This is a genomic window from Flavobacterium jejuense (assembly GCF_006491595.2).
Classification (GTDB): domain Bacteria; phylum Bacteroidota; class Bacteroidia; order Flavobacteriales; family Flavobacteriaceae; genus Flavobacterium; species Flavobacterium jejuense.
Window position 1 is genome coordinate 96,088 of record NZ_VEVQ02000008.1, and the last position, 15,228, is coordinate 111,315.

At 28.4% G+C, this 15,228-nt stretch carries 14 protein-coding genes; 10 read left to right on the forward strand and 4 right to left on the reverse strand.

Translation table 11 applies throughout. From position 1 onward, the window contains the following. Window positions 1-65: 65 nt before the first annotated feature. On the forward strand, window positions 66-1,241 hold the full coding sequence (locus tag FIA58_RS13115) for a glycosyltransferase (RefSeq protein ID WP_140962936.1): 1,176 nt from the start codon (window positions 66-68) through the stop codon (window positions 1,239-1,241). Between the two features lie 61 nt (window positions 1,242-1,302). Here the strand turns inward: FIA58_RS13115 and FIA58_RS13120 are convergent, their stop codons facing one another. From FIA58_RS13120 to ahcY, 4 genes are all read right to left on the reverse strand, one after another. Further along, window positions 1,303-2,403: a DUF4407 domain-containing protein gene (locus FIA58_RS13120; RefSeq protein ID WP_140962937.1), complete on the reverse strand. Its 1,101-nt coding sequence runs from the start codon at window positions 2,401-2,403 to the stop codon at window positions 1,303-1,305. A 167-nt stretch (window positions 2,404-2,570) separates the two neighbouring features. After that, entirely contained in the window at window positions 2,571-3,890 is a 1,320-nt protein-coding gene (locus FIA58_RS13125) for a M56 family metallopeptidase (protein ID WP_140962938.1), read from the reverse strand. Next, a complete protein-coding gene (locus tag FIA58_RS13130) occupies window positions 3,887-4,258 on the reverse strand; it encodes a BlaI/MecI/CopY family transcriptional regulator (RefSeq protein ID WP_140962939.1) in 372 nt (123 codons plus the stop codon). The genes FIA58_RS13125 and FIA58_RS13130 overlap by 4 nt, the downstream gene beginning before the upstream one ends. A gap of 160 nt (window positions 4,259-4,418) precedes the next feature. Further along, window positions 4,419-5,735: an adenosylhomocysteinase gene (ahcY, locus tag FIA58_RS13135; RefSeq protein WP_140962940.1), complete on the reverse strand. Its 1,317-nt coding sequence runs from the start codon at window positions 5,733-5,735 to the stop codon at window positions 4,419-4,421. 187 nt (window positions 5,736-5,922) lie between these two features. Between ahcY and FIA58_RS13140 the strand changes: the two genes are divergently transcribed. The 9 genes from FIA58_RS13140 to FIA58_RS13180 all read left to right on the forward strand — a co-directional run bounded on the left by FIA58_RS13140 (window position 5,923) and on the right by FIA58_RS13180 (window position 15,221). Beyond that, window positions 5,923-6,552 carry a 4'-phosphopantetheinyl transferase family protein gene (locus FIA58_RS13140; protein ID WP_140962941.1) on the forward strand — a complete coding sequence of 210 codons (630 nt, stop codon included), beginning with the start codon at window positions 5,923-5,925 and terminating at the stop codon, window positions 6,550-6,552. Further along, window positions 6,552-7,265, forward strand: a complete 714-nt coding sequence (locus FIA58_RS13145; RefSeq protein ID WP_140962942.1) for a geranylgeranylglyceryl/heptaprenylglyceryl phosphate synthase — start codon at window positions 6,552-6,554, stop codon at window positions 7,263-7,265. The genes FIA58_RS13140 and FIA58_RS13145 overlap by 1 nt, the downstream gene beginning before the upstream one ends. Beyond that, window positions 7,265-7,879 (forward strand): nicotinamide riboside transporter PnuC, encoded by a 615-nt coding sequence (gene pnuC / locus FIA58_RS13150; RefSeq protein WP_140962943.1) that lies wholly within the window; start codon window positions 7,265-7,267, stop codon window positions 7,877-7,879. Before FIA58_RS13145 ends, pnuC begins: the two co-directional genes overlap by 1 nt. After that, on the forward strand, window positions 7,849-9,384 hold the full coding sequence (locus FIA58_RS13155; protein ID WP_140962944.1) for a DUF4301 family protein: 1,536 nt from the start codon (window positions 7,849-7,851) through the stop codon (window positions 9,382-9,384). The genes pnuC and FIA58_RS13155 overlap by 31 nt, the downstream gene beginning before the upstream one ends. Continuing rightward, window positions 9,377-9,778: an alternative ribosome rescue aminoacyl-tRNA hydrolase ArfB gene (gene arfB, locus FIA58_RS13160; protein ID WP_140962945.1), complete on the forward strand. Its 402-nt coding sequence runs from the start codon at window positions 9,377-9,379 to the stop codon at window positions 9,776-9,778. Before FIA58_RS13155 ends, arfB begins: the two co-directional genes overlap by 8 nt. A gap of 253 nt (window positions 9,779-10,031) precedes the next feature. Further along, window positions 10,032-12,314, forward strand: a complete 2,283-nt coding sequence (locus FIA58_RS13165; RefSeq protein ID WP_140962946.1) for a TonB-dependent receptor — start codon at window positions 10,032-10,034, stop codon at window positions 12,312-12,314. Between the two features lie 142 nt (window positions 12,315-12,456). Next, the gene (locus FIA58_RS13170; protein WP_140962947.1) at window positions 12,457-12,852 is read left to right on the forward strand and encodes a hypothetical protein; all 396 of its coding nucleotides are present in this window, start codon (window positions 12,457-12,459) and stop codon (window positions 12,850-12,852) included. After that, window positions 12,852-13,529, forward strand: coding sequence for a hypothetical protein (locus FIA58_RS13175; RefSeq protein WP_140962948.1), 678 nt, complete (start codon window positions 12,852-12,854; stop codon window positions 13,527-13,529). The genes FIA58_RS13170 and FIA58_RS13175 overlap by 1 nt, the downstream gene beginning before the upstream one ends. Before the next feature lie 18 nt (window positions 13,530-13,547). After that, window positions 13,548-15,221, forward strand: coding sequence for a hypothetical protein (locus FIA58_RS13180; protein ID WP_140962949.1), 1,674 nt, complete (start codon window positions 13,548-13,550; stop codon window positions 15,219-15,221). Window positions 15,222-15,228: the final 7 nt, after the last annotated feature.

The window sequence follows — 15,228 nt, forward strand, 5'->3', positions numbered from 1 at the left end:
TCACTTTCAGTTATATCTATCTTTGAATCAAATAAAAAGACAATTAATTTTAAAACTACCCCAATATGAAAATTTTAGTAATAGACGATCAAGACTTAGTGTTACTTTCTTTAGAAAAAAGCCTTACCGATTTAGGGTATGATGTAATTACTGCAAAAAGTGTTACCAATGGAATTTTAAAATATGACAATCATTTACCTGATTTGGTTCTAGTTGATATCAATATTCCTGAAAATGAAAATGATGTAGTAAAAAATAATCATGAATTAGTTTCTTCTGCTTCAGGTTTAGATATTGTTGAGCACATTAAAGTAATAAGAGAATCAAATACTCCAGTGATGATTTTATCAGGTAATACAGATGAAACCATTATTGAAAGAGGATTTACACTTGGAGCTGAAGATTACATGAAAAAACCATTGAGTTTAACAGAAATAGGATTGAGAGTAAAAAGATTAATCGGTTCTGGAACTATTTATAAAGTAGAACAAGAGAGTCAATTATTACAAAAAGGAGTAATAGGTGTCGTAATTCCATGTTATAATGAAGAGGAAAGATTACAAAGCGAAGCTTTTAAAAAATTCATCAATAGAAATTTAGGATATCATTTGTGTTTTGTAAATGATGGAAGCAAAGACAATACTTTAAATTTATTAAATGAATTAGCTAAAGGAAATGAAGAGAGAATAAGTGTTTATGATTGTGAAAAAAATGGTGGGAAAGCGGAAGCTGTTCGTTTAGGTATGTTGCATTTAGCAAAAGATCAACAGTTTGATTATATCGGATTCTTAGATGCGGATTTGTCTACTAATTTTGATGATTTCCAAGATTTAGTCACTACCATTTCAAATTCTAATTTCCAAATTGTTAGTGGTTCAAGAATGAGCAGAATGGGAGCAGATATTACTAAAGAATCTGCAAGAGCTATTATTAGTAAAACCATTAATTTCATCATTAGAAAAACTTTGGGAATGGAAATTAATGATACACAATGTGGCGCTAAAATAATGACTAAAGAAATTATTGAAAAGACATTTCAAACAAGATTCTTGACGAAATGGTTATTTGATGTTGAAATATTTATGAGAATGAAAAAAGTATATGGTTCAAAAGAAGCAAAAGAACTAATTTGTGAACAACCTTTAAAAAGATGGATTCATGCAGATGGTTCAAAATTAAGTATGAAAGACTCTGTTAAAATCGTAGGTCAAATAGGGCAAATTGCGATTAGTTATAGATAAATAGTAGGTAGTTTTACTAAATAAAAAGGGAGTTATTCATATTGAAAACTCCCTTTTCTAATTAAATTGATTTCTTCTGTTTTTCTACAAAACCATCCGCTTGCAATTTTAATAATTCGGTAGCTTTTTGTTTTTTATAATTGTACAATTCGTTATCTTCCTTAATATTAGAATAAACTTTATCGTATATTTCTGAATCGGTTTTACGGTGTAATTCGCTTTGGTATTTATTTTGTGCCAATGCATTTTTAAGGGCTAATTCATTATCTTCTTGTTTGAAATCATATTCTCCTTTTGGTGACAATAATTTAGCAATAATAGGAGAGGTTTCAATAGCTAAAAATAATAGCATAATAAAAAAGGAGGGAAGCCATGGTAATTTATCCAAAGCATTAATACGAGCCATTAAGCCATCAAATCCTTCAATTATAGGTTGGGTTTCTGCAACTTTTTTATCTAAATCAGCTTGAAGCGTTTTAGCTTTAGTTTCTAATTCAGTAATTTTAGCTTGATTGGTAGTTTTTAATAAGGCCAAATCTTTCAAAGCGGTGTCATGTTTATCTCGTTTTTCTTTGTAAACAGGTCCTTTGCCTAATTTTTTGGTTCCGGCTGTTCCTTCTGCTTCTGTTATATAAACCGCATATAAATCGTTGACTTCTTTTTCTTTTTTAAGAATATCGCTTTTAAGACTATCTATTTGTGCTTTGTTTTTATCTAAATCGGTTTGGAAATAATTGGCCACTTCTTTTTTGTTATTCAAAGCCATTGCGTTTTTTTCTTTCAGTAAAACGGTGTTGATTTCTTTTTCAAATATTTTAATTTCCAAAGGCTTTGAAATTACAATGGCAATGATAATGGCCAAAATAATTCGAGGAGTAGCTTGAATAAATTCATCTAGAAAACTATCTCTTTTTTTTATGGTTGAAACAATAAATCGATCAAGATTGAAGATAAGTAAGCCCCAAATTAATCCAAAACCGATAGCTGTAAAAATATTGTCGAAAACCGTATATAAAGCATATGAGCCTGCAATGAAAGCCATGACTGCAGTAAAAAAAACTGTAGCACCTATTCCAGCATATTTGTTTTGCTCTCCATTGGAAGAGGATTGGATGAGTTCTTTATCTGCTCCTGAACAAAGAATAAAAAAGTTTTTTAACATAATGATTGATTTTTTACTGAAACAAGTTCAGTAGGGTTGATTGATGATGATTAGTACAAATATAACACCAAATGTTTCACATTATTGTTAAAATATTGAAAATTACAGCGATAAAAAAACTCTGAGTAAGGTTTTAGTCTTATCAGAGTTGTATTAATTGAGAAATACTATTGCTTTTTTGGAGGTTCTGGTATCCTAATTACTATAGTTCCTCCTAATCTCTTGTTTTTTGTATTAAAAACTGCTTTATAGCCTTCTTCTGTATATAAATTAGCTTGGTTTTCTTGAGGAAATTTTTCACTTCTAGCGTTTTTATATACATGACTGTTTTGGAATAATACAAAGTCTGAAGCTTTATACTTGTTCAATTCAAGATTTTGAACGTTTTTACCATCAATCCATATGGCGTATTTGCTTTGGTTTTTAAAATCTTCAAACTGAATTTCTGATATTTTTATCTTTCTAGGAATAGGAGGAGGTGGAACCTGTAGTTTTTCCTGCTCTGATAATTCAGTGTATTTTTTATCAGCAATAACTTTGTTTTTTTTGTCTTTAAATACAATTCTTGTGTCTTCATAGTAATTGTCTAATTCTTTATTTGGAAATGTTGAATCAGATTTCTTTTTTTCTTGTGCTACTATGTCAGTACATAAAAAATAAATCATAAAAGTAAATAAAGGGATAATTCCAACTCGTTTAATAAAGGAGGGGAATTTTGAGGTGTTTTTTGTCATCATAATAAGACGTTTTTTGGTTACTAAATAATTCAAATTACTGGCCAAGTAATATTTTTTAGTTTCAATTGTGTTCAATAATAGAGATTGATAGAATGAAACATCGTGGTGTTTTTTTATAACATTTTCATCTGCAATGAATTCATGATTAAGTTGAATTGCTTTTTTGTACATAATGAAAATGGGGTTAAACCAAAAAATAATTTTTACTAATTCGACAAATAAAATATCATAAGTATGTTTTTGGTTCACATGTGTTAATTCATGTTCATAAAATTCAGGATTAATACTTCCTTTTTTATAAGCCTCTTTGTTTAAAAAAATATAATTCAGAAAAGTATATGGAATTGTATTTTCTTCTACTAATATTAATTTGCTGTTTTTAAATTGTATAGTTTCATTTGAAATGATCTTTGTTTTAAAATGCCATAAATTTTTAATAAATCTAATTAGTAGTAGTATTGTTATAATGGAGTAAATAAATAAAGTAAAAACAAAAATATAATCGGTTTTTGGTCCTAATGCAATTGAATTTTTGTTAGTTGTCTCAAATGTAATTTTTGGAGGGAAAGGAATATTTTGAATCTCTTTCACAATTTCAATTGAAATGAATGGTATAACGAATGAAACTAGTATCGATGTTAATAAGTAAAATCGATTGAATTGATAGGTTTTTTCTCCTTCTAGAAATAGTTTATAAAAAGAAAAGAAAATTATTAAACTAATAGTTGATTCTATAATGAAATTGATCATTTTTTCTTTTTTTTAAGTTCAACATCAATTATTTTTTTTAATTCCTCTAACTCTTTTTCAGATAAATCAGTAGCTGTTGTAAAGAAAGAAGCAAATTGCGACACAGAATTGTTAAAAAAATTCTTGATTAATCCATGAACATGTTTGGAGAAATAATCTGATTTTTTAACTAAAGGATAATATTCTCTTGAATTTCCATATAAATTGTACGCTATGAATTTTTTATCAATCATTCTCTTTAATAATGTAGCAATTGTGGTTGTAGCAGGTTTTGGCTCTGGATAGACTTCTAATAAATCTTTCATAAAAGCTCTTTCAAGTTTCCAAAGATGTTCCATTAATTGTTCTTCAGTATTAGATAATTGCATTTTGCTCTACTTTTTTAGAATTAACTCTACAAATGTAGAATAAAATTTTAATTCTACAAACGTAGAGCAAAAATTTAACAAAAAACCCTCACAAATAAATGCAAGGGTCTTTAAAATCTATATAACTAATTACTAATCACTAGTAACTAATTACTTGAGCTTAGTATCTGTAATATTCTGGCTTGAATGGGCCTTCAACAGGAACACCAATATATTTCGCTTGATCTGGTCTTAATTCTTCTAATTCAACACCTAATTTAGCTAAGTGTAAAGCGGCTACTTTTTCATCTAAATGTTTTGGTAACATATACACTTCATTTTTGTAAGCAGCACTATTAGTCCATAATTCGATTTGTGCTAAGGTTTGATTTGTAAAGGAATTACTCATTACAAAACTTGGATGACCAGTTGCACACCCTAGGTTTACTAAACGACCTTCTGCTAATAAGATAATGTCTTTACCGTTGATAGTATATTTGTCAACTTGTGGTTTGATTTCAACTTTAGAAGCACCGTGATTTGTGTTTAACCAAGCAACTGCAATTTCGTTATCGAAGTGACCAATGTTACATACGATAGTTTTGTCTTTCATTTGCTCAAAGTGAGATCCTAAAACGATATCTTTATTTCCAGTCGTTGTAATGATAATGTCTGCATTTCCAACAACGGTGTTTAATTTTTTAACTTCAAATCCATCCATAGCTGCCTGTAAAGCACAAATTGGGTCAATTTCAGTAACAGTTACAATGGATCCAGCACCTCTAAACGAAGCAGCTGTTCCTTTTCCAACGTCACCATAACCACAAACAACTACTCTTTTACCAGCTAACATAATATCTGTAGCTCTTCTTACAGCATCAACAGCTGATTCTTTACATCCGTATTTGTTATCAAATTTAGATTTAGTAACGGAGTCATTTACATTGATTGCAGGAATATGTAAAGTTCCATTTTGCATTCTTTCATATAAACGGTGAACTCCTGTTGTTGTTTCTTCTGATAAACCTTTAATTCCTTTGATTAATTCTGGATATTTATCGAAAACCATATTTGTTAAATCACCACCATCATCTAAAATCATATTTAAAGGTTGACGATCTTCTCCAAAGAATAAAGTTTGTTCAATACACCAATCAAAATCAACTTCATTTAATCCTTTCCATGCATAAACTGGAATTCCAGCAGCAGCAATAGCAGCAGCAGCATGATCTTGTGTTGAGAAAATGTTACAAGAAGACCAAGTAACATCTGCTCCAAGAGCTACTAAAGTTTCGATAAGAACTGCAGTTTGTATCGTCATGTGAAGACATCCTGCAATACGAGCTCCTTTTAAAGGTTGGCTTGCTCCATATTCAGCTCTTAAAGCCATTAAACCTGGCATTTCAGCTTCTGCTAATTCAATTTCTTTTCTTCCCCATTCAGCAAGAGTAATATCTTTTACTTTATAAGGAACGTAAGGGATGGTTTTTGTACTCATCTATTCGTATATTTGTGTTTATAAATTGAGAGTGCAAAGATATAGAATTCCTTTTTATTTTTTAAATCATTTTAGGTTTTTTGTGAAATGTCTAACATTCTAATAATTTGAAATTCAGTTTTTTAATTGGGCTATTTTTGCTTAAATAGTAAGAAGTTAGCACTTTAATAACAAAAAAAATCACAAGATGCCCTTTTACAAGGAAATAATTATAAACGATACTACTTCTATTTACCTTTGGAAAATAGAAGAGGATTTTAATACATTTTTTAGGCAAGTACAATTAAAAGACACTTCTTTAACTAGATTAGAATGTATGAAATCTGAAAGTCATCAGAATGGTTTTTTGGCTGTAAGAATGTTACTACAATATCTTCAATACAGTGATTTTGATTTATATTATGATGATTTTGGTAAACCACATTTGAAAGATGGCAAACATATATCGATAAGCCATTCTCAAGATTTTTCTGCTATTTTGATTAGTAATACTCCTATGGGAATAGATTTAGAAATTTTAAAAGATAAAATTGTAACCATCGCTCCACGATTTATGGATGCCAGCCATTTAGAAAACCTTGAACAAGATAATAAAATTAAAAAAGCGACTGTTATTTGGGGTATAAAAGAATCTATTTTTAAAATTAAAAATGAAAGAGGAATTAGTTTTCCAAAACATATTTTTGAGAAGCCATTTCATTTAAATGATAAAAGAGGTTTTGCTCAATTAAGATTTAATAATTTGATTGAAGAATATTGTTTTCAGTTTGAATTTGTAGATAATTATGCCTTAGTTTGTGCTTTTCAAAACAAATAATGACACAAATCTATCAAGAAATAGTAAGCGCTAAAGAGCAAAACAGAAAATTATTAGCCATTCTTTTAGATCCAGAAAAGGTAATGCTTTCTGATATTAAAGAGTTATGTTTTAAGATAACAGAATCTCCAGCCACACATATCTTTGTGGGAGGGAGTACTTTTAATGGAAATCATTTGGATGATATTATTCAAGTTATAAAGAATCATTCAAATTTACCAATTGTACTTTTTCCAGGAGACTATAAACAAATTTCTGCTTTTGCTGATGGGATTTTATTTTTAAGTTTATTATCTGGTAGAAATTCAGATTATTTAGCCGAGCATCAAGTTAATGCTGTGCCATTGCTTAAAAAAACAAGCTTAGAAGTCATTCCAACAACTTATTTACTAATAGAAAGTGGTATTGTAACTGCTGTGGAACGAGTAAGTGCAACTAAGCCTATGAATAGAAATGAGTATAAATATGTAGCACAAACAGCGAAAGCAGGTGAATACATGGGAAATAAATTAGTATATCTTGAAGCTGGAAGTGGAGCAAAAAATCCAGTCCCATTGAAAATGGTTAGTGAAGTTTCAAATGCTATTCAAGTACCACTTATAGTCGGTGGTGGCATTCGTACTAAAGAAGCTATAAAAAAGACTTTTGAAGCTGGTGCTGATATGATAGTAGTGGGTACGGTTTTCGAAATAAATAATTCTTTTTTTGTATAATGATTGAATTTTTGTTTTCTCAATATAGGGATTACCCAAAGCAAGATATTATTTTAGAAATAGTAGCTATTATTTTTGGATTAATAAGTGTATTGTTTGCCAAAAAGAATAATATTCTAGTATATCCAACAGGTATAATTAGTACTGTGATTTTTGTTTATTTACTTTACAAATGGGAGTTAATTGGAGACATGCTTATTAATGGGTATTATACAACGATGAGTATTTACGGTTGGTACCTTTGGACGTTGAAGAAAAATGATCACGAAGAATATCCTATTTCAGTGATGAATAAAAAAGAAATAGGTATAGGAGTCATTATTTTTTTAATAACGGTTATATTTGTTATCTTAGTGTATCATTTTTTTGATAAATTTACAAGTTGGACTGCTTATGTAGATACATTCACAACTGGTGTTTTCTTTGTAGGTATGTGGTTGATGGCAAAAAGAAAAATAGAAAATTGGATACTGTGGATAATTGGAGATATTATTTCAATTCCATTGTATTTTTATAAAGGATATACATTTACAAGTTTGCAATATTTTGTTTTTACAATTATTGCAATTTATGCTTATAAAGAATGGAAGAGAAATTTAGCGATTACGATTTAAAACAAATAGAAGAAAAAGGAATATCTATAGTAAGAATAGAAAAACAATTGCATTTTTTTAAAAATGGAATGTCTAAAATAAACCTTTTAAGATCTGCTACTAAAAATGATGGAATTTGGGTTTTAAGCGGGGAAGAAAAAGAAGATTATATTGTGATTTTTAATGCTAAAAGTCATTTTTTTGATATTCAAAAATTTGTTCCTGCTTCAGGTGCTGCAAGTAGAATGTTTCAGTTTTTGTTAGAATTTTTGAATGAGTACGATTATAAAAACGAAACGATTAATGCCTTTATCAATAGAAAAAAATCCAGTGAATTATCTGTTTTTTTAATTGGACTAAAAAATTTTCCGTTTTACCAAGATTTGAAAAATAAAACACTTTTGATTTATCCTGAATATTATAGTAATAATAGAGATGTTAAGGATTACCTTTTAATCAAGACTCTTTTGTCTGAAGAACACTTTGATTTTGCTAATAAACCAAAAGGAATCCTTCCATTTCATAAGAAAGAAAATCTAATTGTTTCTCCAGTAGAAGAGCATTTAAGAGAAGCTCTTTTTTATAAGACAGATGCAAAAAAAGCAAAAATACATTTTACCATTTCTGAAGTACATCTAGAAGGTTTTAAAAAAATAATAAATCAAGAAAATACTGTTGAAGTTAGTTTTTCTTATCAACAAGGATATACTGATACTCTCGCAGTTAATGAAGATAATACTCCTTTTAGAAATGAAGACGGTACGCTACTTTTTAGACCAGGAGGACACGGTGCTTTGATTGAAAATTTGAATCAATTAAATGCAGATATTGTTTTTGTTAAAAATATTGATAATGTATCACAAAATCATTTTAACGAAATTCTCAGTTATAAAAAATTATTGGGAGGTATTTTAATATCCATTCAAGAAAAGGTTTTTGAGTTTTTAAATTACCTTGAAAAAGAGACTTTGAAAAAAGAACAATTAGATAAGATTATTGCGTTTGCCAATGCTAAGTTGAATGCCAATTTATCTGCCGATTTTGATAAATATAAAAAATCATATCAAAGTGAGATTTTATTTAAAATATTGAATAGACCAATAAGAGTTTGTGGAATGGTTAAGAATGAGGGCGAGCCAGGAGGTGGGCCATTTTGGATAAAACAAGAGAATGGAGCTATTTCTTTACAAATTATTGAAAGTTCACAAGTTGATTTTAATAATGAAAAGCAAATTGAAATATTTAATAATTCAACCCATTTTAATCCAGTAGATTTAGTTTGTGGTATTAAAAATTTTAAAGGTAAAAAATTCAATCTGCTAGAATATGTAGATGAAAATATGGGATTCATTGTCAAAAAAAATAGAAATGGGAAACCATTAAAAGCCTATGAATTACCTGGACTTTGGAATGGATCTATGGCATTTTGGAATACGATTTTTGTAGAAGTTCCGCTATTAACTTTTAATCCAGTTAAAACGGTAAACGATTTACTAAAACCAGCTCATCAACCTGAAAATGAATAAAGAAGTAATTAACTCAGAATTAAAATATAAGGCGGTTCGAAGTAGTGGTGCTGGTGGTCAAAATGTAAATAAAGTTTCTTCAAAAGTGGTACTAACATTTAATCTAGAAAATTCAAATGCACTAAATGACGAGGAGAAGATACGTTTGAAAGAGAAAATTGCGTCAAAATTAACACAAGATTTTGTTCTAATTCTCACTTGTGATGATGATAGAAGTCAATTGAAAAATAAAGAAATAGTTACCAAACGATTTTTTAAAATACTTACAGATGGTTTGAAAGTACCAAAAGTAAGACGAGAGACAAAAGTACCTAGAGCTGTCAAAGAAAAAAGACTTTTAGCGAAAAAAACTACTGGAGCAATTAAGGAAAATAGAAAAAAACCAAAGCTTTAAAAAACTTCTAATTTCTATCTTCTAATCTCTAACTTTGTTTTACATTTGCACCGTCTCAAAGGGGTGCTCTAAATTACGAGCTGAGATTATACCCATAGAACCTAGAACAGGTAATGCTGTTTAGGAATTTAAAACAAAACAATATTTTATTCTGCTTCTAAATTGTTTCAGAATCAATTAAAGTTTGTTTTAGAGTATCAATTTAAATTTTAACAAAGAATAATTACCCCTTTTATTCGTATTTATTTTACGAATGAAAACTTTATTCAAAAAACAGTTCCAAAACATTGGAACAAATTACAAAGCAAAAAGTATTAAAAAGATTTGTTTAAGTCTATTTTCTATTTGCTATTCTCTATTTTCTTTCTCCCAAGAAGCTAAAAAAGATTCTACAAAAGTTACTCAATTGAAGGAAGTTGTACTTTCATCAGTGAGAGCAAAAGAAAAAGACCCTATTACGTTTACCAATGTCTCCAAAGAAGAAATTGCTAAAAGAAACCTAGGTCAAGATATTCCAATATTATTAAATTATCAACCATCAGTTGTTACAACTACAGATGCTGGAAATGGTGTTGGATATACTTACATGAGAGTAAGAGGCTCAGACGGATCTCGTATCAACGTAACTTTAAATGGAGTTCCATTTAATGACAGTGAGAGTCACGGAACATTCTTTGTAAATTTACCTGATTTTGCGTCTTCTTTAGAAAGTGTTCAGTTGCAAAGAGGTGTTGGAACTTCTACAAATGGAGCTGGTGCTTTTGGAGCTAGTTTAAATATGGAAACCAAATCGTATCAAGAAAAATCTCATGCTGAAATTGCTAATTCTGTTGGAAGTTTTGGTACGAGAAAGCATACTTTATCATTTGGAACAGGGTTGCATAATAATTTTGAAATAAACGGTAGAGTATCTCAAATTGCATCTGATGGTTATATTGATAGAGCTTCTACGAACATGTTTGGTTATTTTTTGAATGCTAATTATGTAAAAGAAAACACATTAATCAAGTTTATTGCTTTTGGTGGGAAAGAAAAAACGTATCAAGCATGGAATGGTTTGGATCAGGCTCCTCTAGATATTTTAGGTTTAGACTCGAATATGTTAGCTAATAATCCTACTTATAATGTCATTGGTATTCAAACTGACGATAATGGCAATATAGAAGGATTTTATGATAATGAGACCGATAATTATTGGCAAAATCATTTTCAACTGCATTGGTCTGAAAAATGGAATTCTAAATGGAGTTCAAATGTTGCTTTGCATTATACTATAGGAAAAGGTTTCTTTGAACAATATGTAGATGATTATTACTATTCAAATGTGCTTTTTTCTGATAATTCTTCATTTGATTTTTTAGGTTTACAACCAATTGTAGTAAATGGTCAAACGATAACTTCTATGGATTATGTTAGAAGAAGATGGTTAGATAATGATTTTTTTGGAGGTACTTTTGTATTGAATTACAATAGTCAAAAAACAGATTTTCAGTTTGGGGGTGCAGCTAATAGATATTTAGGTAAACATTATGGAGAAGTAATTTCGTCACAATATCAAATTCCAGAAAATTATAGATACTATGATAATTTTGGAAACAAAGATGATATAAATGTTTATGGTAAAGTTTCTCATGAAATTGTAGATAAACTTAATGTTTTTGCAGATTTACAATATAGATTAGTTTATTATCAAGCTAATAGCGTAAAATTTGATGCTGTAAATGATACCTTTCGTTTCTTTAATCCAAAAGTAGGTTTGAATTACCAATTGAATACTGCTAATATGTTTTATGGATATTTTGGTATAGCCAACAAAGAGCCTAGAAGAGATGATTACGAAAATGAAACTGCAAAACCCGAACGTTTGTATGATTTCGAATTAGGTTGGAAATACAATACTAAAAATATAAAAGTAAACACCAATGCTTTTTATATGGACTATAAAGATCAATTGGTTTTAACAGGTGCTTTAAATGATGTTGGTGCTCCCGTATTTACAAACAGCGGTAAAAGCTATCGATTAGGACTTGAAATTGATGCTCAAATACAAGTTGTAGATAAGTTATATTTTCAGCCTAATGTAACGATAAGTCAAAATAAAAACAAAGATTTCTTCTTTCAACGTGATGGAGAATTACAAAATTTAAGAGATACTAATATTGCATTTTCTCCAAATGTTATTGCTGGCGGAAATATTACTTATTTACCAGTAAAAGGATTGCAAGTTACTTTGTTATCTAAATATGTTGGCAAACAATATATGGGAAATATTGATGCAGAAAAATCGGTTTTAGAGGCTTATTTTAGTAATGATTTTAATGTAAACTACGAATGGAAAATTAACAAAGGAATTAAATCTATTGTTTTTTCAGGATTAGTAAATAATATTTTTAATGTGAAATATATCTCTAATGGTTATTTTTATACCTATGATGATGATTTTTCAAATCCACCAGCTGTAACAACTATTGAAGGAGCTGGTTTTTATCCACAAGCAGGAATTAACTTTTTAGCAGGAATAAATCTGAATTTTTAAATTATAGAATTATTTTATACAAAAAGACTAGTTAGTTTTAACTAGTCTTTTTTTTTGTTGCAAAAGAAATCACTATTTATAATGATTTATGATCTTTTGTTTACTACTAGTTTTGTATCAAATTAATTGTAATACAAAAATTATGGGACTAGCAGAAAAGCGTTTAGCAGAAGGAATTAAAACAAATTCATTACCAAAATTTGAATCAGAACTTCAAGAACTAGCAGGGTATTCAATAAAGGTAGATGTTAATTGGGATACCTTTACAACATTTGATTCTTATCCATTGACTAGATTAGAAAATTATGTTTTTAATGATGTAAAAGAGGCAATAAAAAAGATTTGTCAGGATGATATGGGAAAAGAAGCTTTGAAAGAAAAGTTGACATCCATTCATATTACTAATACTGATGATCCAAATGCATTTAATATAGAACTAAAAGATTCAGTTTTATATCTTACAGAACGTTTATTTGGAGACACTTTTAGTAATCACATGACAAATATGATTGTGGATTTTATTGAGCCTCAATTATAATGAAATTATCATTTATAGAAAATTTGCCAACTACTTCTACATTAGAGTTGTGCAAACAAATGGCAAATTTTGCTAAAAAAGTAGTTGATAGTTCTAGTTTACCAAAACTGGAACTATTGCTTCATAATGGAACATTTATTACTGGAAGAATAATTAATTTTCATGAAAATGCAAATAAACAATATATTTGGATTGAAAACAATATTGATATTCCTGAAAAAATAAATGTTTTTCTTCTAGAAGTAAATCAAATTATAGGAATCTCAATTCTTGATTATGATGCTTATCAAACAGGTGTAGAATTAGTTAAGCCTATAGAGATTATTGGAGTTCTTGAACTTAAAAGAAAAAAGAAAAGTATTGAGGAACTATTAGAAAAATTGTTTGCTAAACCTATAATAGTATCTGTTGATATAGATAATTTGTATGAAGAAAATCGTTCAATTATTTATAAAAACCTTTCTTTTATTGCTACTGCTTTACAAGAAATTTTAAGCGATGAAATCAGTAAATCTGTTGTAAATGAAAAAGTAAATATAATACAAGTCAATATCTTAGATAGAATAGAAGTAACTTTAAGTAATGAGATACTTTTTGTTTCTATTAAGAAAGATAACACGCAAACTTCAGCAAATCAAATTAAAATACTAAAAGAAAAAATAGAAAGTGTTTTCTAATTTTTAAAGTAACTTTTTATGAAATATAAATTATTAATTAGTAGAGAAGGAGTAAATCAAGTAAAAATATTTAAACATCAGACAAATGGGTTATATACCAATGAATGGAATTTTTCTTTAAAAGGGGATGATGAACCTATTGTTTTTAGTGAATTTTATAATGAAAATCAGTTTGTAGTCATTAATTGGAATGGTTGGATACGATTATTTGATGCGGAAAAAAAAGAATTAGTATTAGATTATAATTTAAACGGGAATATCGGTGCAGAAGCTGTTTTTTCGATTGATAAGTCAAAAATTTATATCGTTTTAAAAGATAAAGAACACAAAACATTTTTAGCAACCTTATGTTTAGCTACTCATAAAATTCAATTGCAAGAATTAGGAAATTATTTTAGTTTCTATTTACAAATAAGAAATGACGGTTGCTTACTTTTTTATAAACAAAATTGGAGATTTGAAAATAATAAAAAAGTATACAGTCATGGTTTTACCGTTTACAATCCTGTTACTAAAGAAAGAAACTATTATTCTTTACCTCATGTACCTCATTCTTCTTTTGATGTAGTAAAACCTTTTATTGATGCTCAAAAAAACATAGGCATAATGCCTTACTATGGAGAGGTAACTGTTAAAAAAAAGGATAATGAGAATGCTTTATTTGAGTATAAGATAATGCTATTTGATTTAAATACTTTTGAAATTGAGTTACTCGTTGTTCGGGATTTTGAATTGAATCAATTGGGGTGCTCTGATTGTAACGAACTTGCAGAACAGTTCTTAAATTTAAATGAAGGAAAGGAATATCAAGAAGCAATATCTAAGTTTTGTTATAACTTGAACTCTATTAAATTTGTAGAAGATGGTTTTTGGCTTTGTTGGAGAGGCGGTATTTTAAGAAAAGTATATGATGATAAAACACTTTCTCCTTTATTGGTAACTTCTGAAGTGTCTAATACAAATATGGGAGGAATGTTTGAATTCATTTTTTTTCATACTTATTTATCTAAAATAACAGATAAAAAGATTTTTCTTTCTGAGCATCGTAATTATTATGTTTTTGATTTACCTGAAATTACTAATCAAAAAAGCGAAATGTTAATCCCAATTCAATTGAAGAAAATGGATTTAGAAGAAATAGAAAAGCTAAGTTATAGTAAAGAAAAGAGTAAAGAAATTGCTAATCTCAGCAAAATAATTATTGAGGTAAATGATTTATCTGAAGAGGAAGATCTTATAAACGTTTTACAACAAATTGAAAATAAGATTTCTAATATAGAAGAATTAGGAATAGGAACTAAACTGGTATTTCATATTGAAGATAAAAAAGGTAATATTTTAAATGAAAAAGATTTTTTTGAAAAAGTAATAGCACTAAAAAATGTTCCTAAAATAGTTCAAGCAATAATAGAAAATTTTTGTCAATATTCTAAAGCCAAATATATTTATAGGAATGAAGAAGAAACGGCTCTTTGTCATGCTGTTTTAGAATTGGCAAAACAAGGGGAAAGTTATTTACATACAATTCTGCGATATTTAGATACGATAGACCTCGATCACGATGTTTTTAATAGAGAAAATCTAGTTCCATATTTAGAAGAGCAATACACTAGAGATTTTTTAATGAAAAAAATACAATCAGTTTCTGAGGACTTATTAGAATGGTATGAATATTATTCAGAATTTGAATAATATTTAT

Coding starts and splice junctions, on each gene's coding strand:
- FIA58_RS13115 (WP_140962936.1), top strand. CDS start 66: ATGAAAATTTTAGTAATAGACGATCAAGACTTAGTGTTACTTTCTTTA.
- FIA58_RS13120 (WP_140962937.1), bottom strand. CDS start 2,403: ATGTTAAAAAACTTTTTTATTCTTTGTTCAGGAGCAGATAAAGAACTC.
- FIA58_RS13125 (WP_140962938.1), bottom strand. CDS start 3,890: ATGATCAATTTCATTATAGAATCAACTATTAGTTTAATAATTTTCTTT.
- FIA58_RS13130 (WP_140962939.1), bottom strand. CDS start 4,258: ATGCAATTATCTAATACTGAAGAACAATTAATGGAACATCTTTGGAAA.
- ahcY (WP_140962940.1), bottom strand. CDS start 5,735: ATGAGTACAAAAACCATCCCTTACGTTCCTTATAAAGTAAAAGATATT.
- FIA58_RS13140 (WP_140962941.1), top strand. CDS start 5,923: ATGCCCTTTTACAAGGAAATAATTATAAACGATACTACTTCTATTTAC.
- FIA58_RS13145 (WP_140962942.1), top strand. CDS start 6,552: ATGACACAAATCTATCAAGAAATAGTAAGCGCTAAAGAGCAAAACAGA.
- pnuC (WP_140962943.1), top strand. CDS start 7,265: ATGATTGAATTTTTGTTTTCTCAATATAGGGATTACCCAAAGCAAGAT.
- FIA58_RS13155 (WP_140962944.1), top strand. CDS start 7,849: ATGGAAGAGAAATTTAGCGATTACGATTTAAAACAAATAGAAGAAAAA.
- arfB (WP_140962945.1), top strand. CDS start 9,377: ATGAATAAAGAAGTAATTAACTCAGAATTAAAATATAAGGCGGTTCGA.
- FIA58_RS13165 (WP_140962946.1), top strand. CDS start 10,032: ATGAAAACTTTATTCAAAAAACAGTTCCAAAACATTGGAACAAATTAC.
- FIA58_RS13170 (WP_140962947.1), top strand. CDS start 12,457: ATGGGACTAGCAGAAAAGCGTTTAGCAGAAGGAATTAAAACAAATTCA.
- FIA58_RS13175 (WP_140962948.1), top strand. CDS start 12,852: ATGAAATTATCATTTATAGAAAATTTGCCAACTACTTCTACATTAGAG.
- FIA58_RS13180 (WP_140962949.1), top strand. CDS start 13,548: ATGAAATATAAATTATTAATTAGTAGAGAAGGAGTAAATCAAGTAAAA.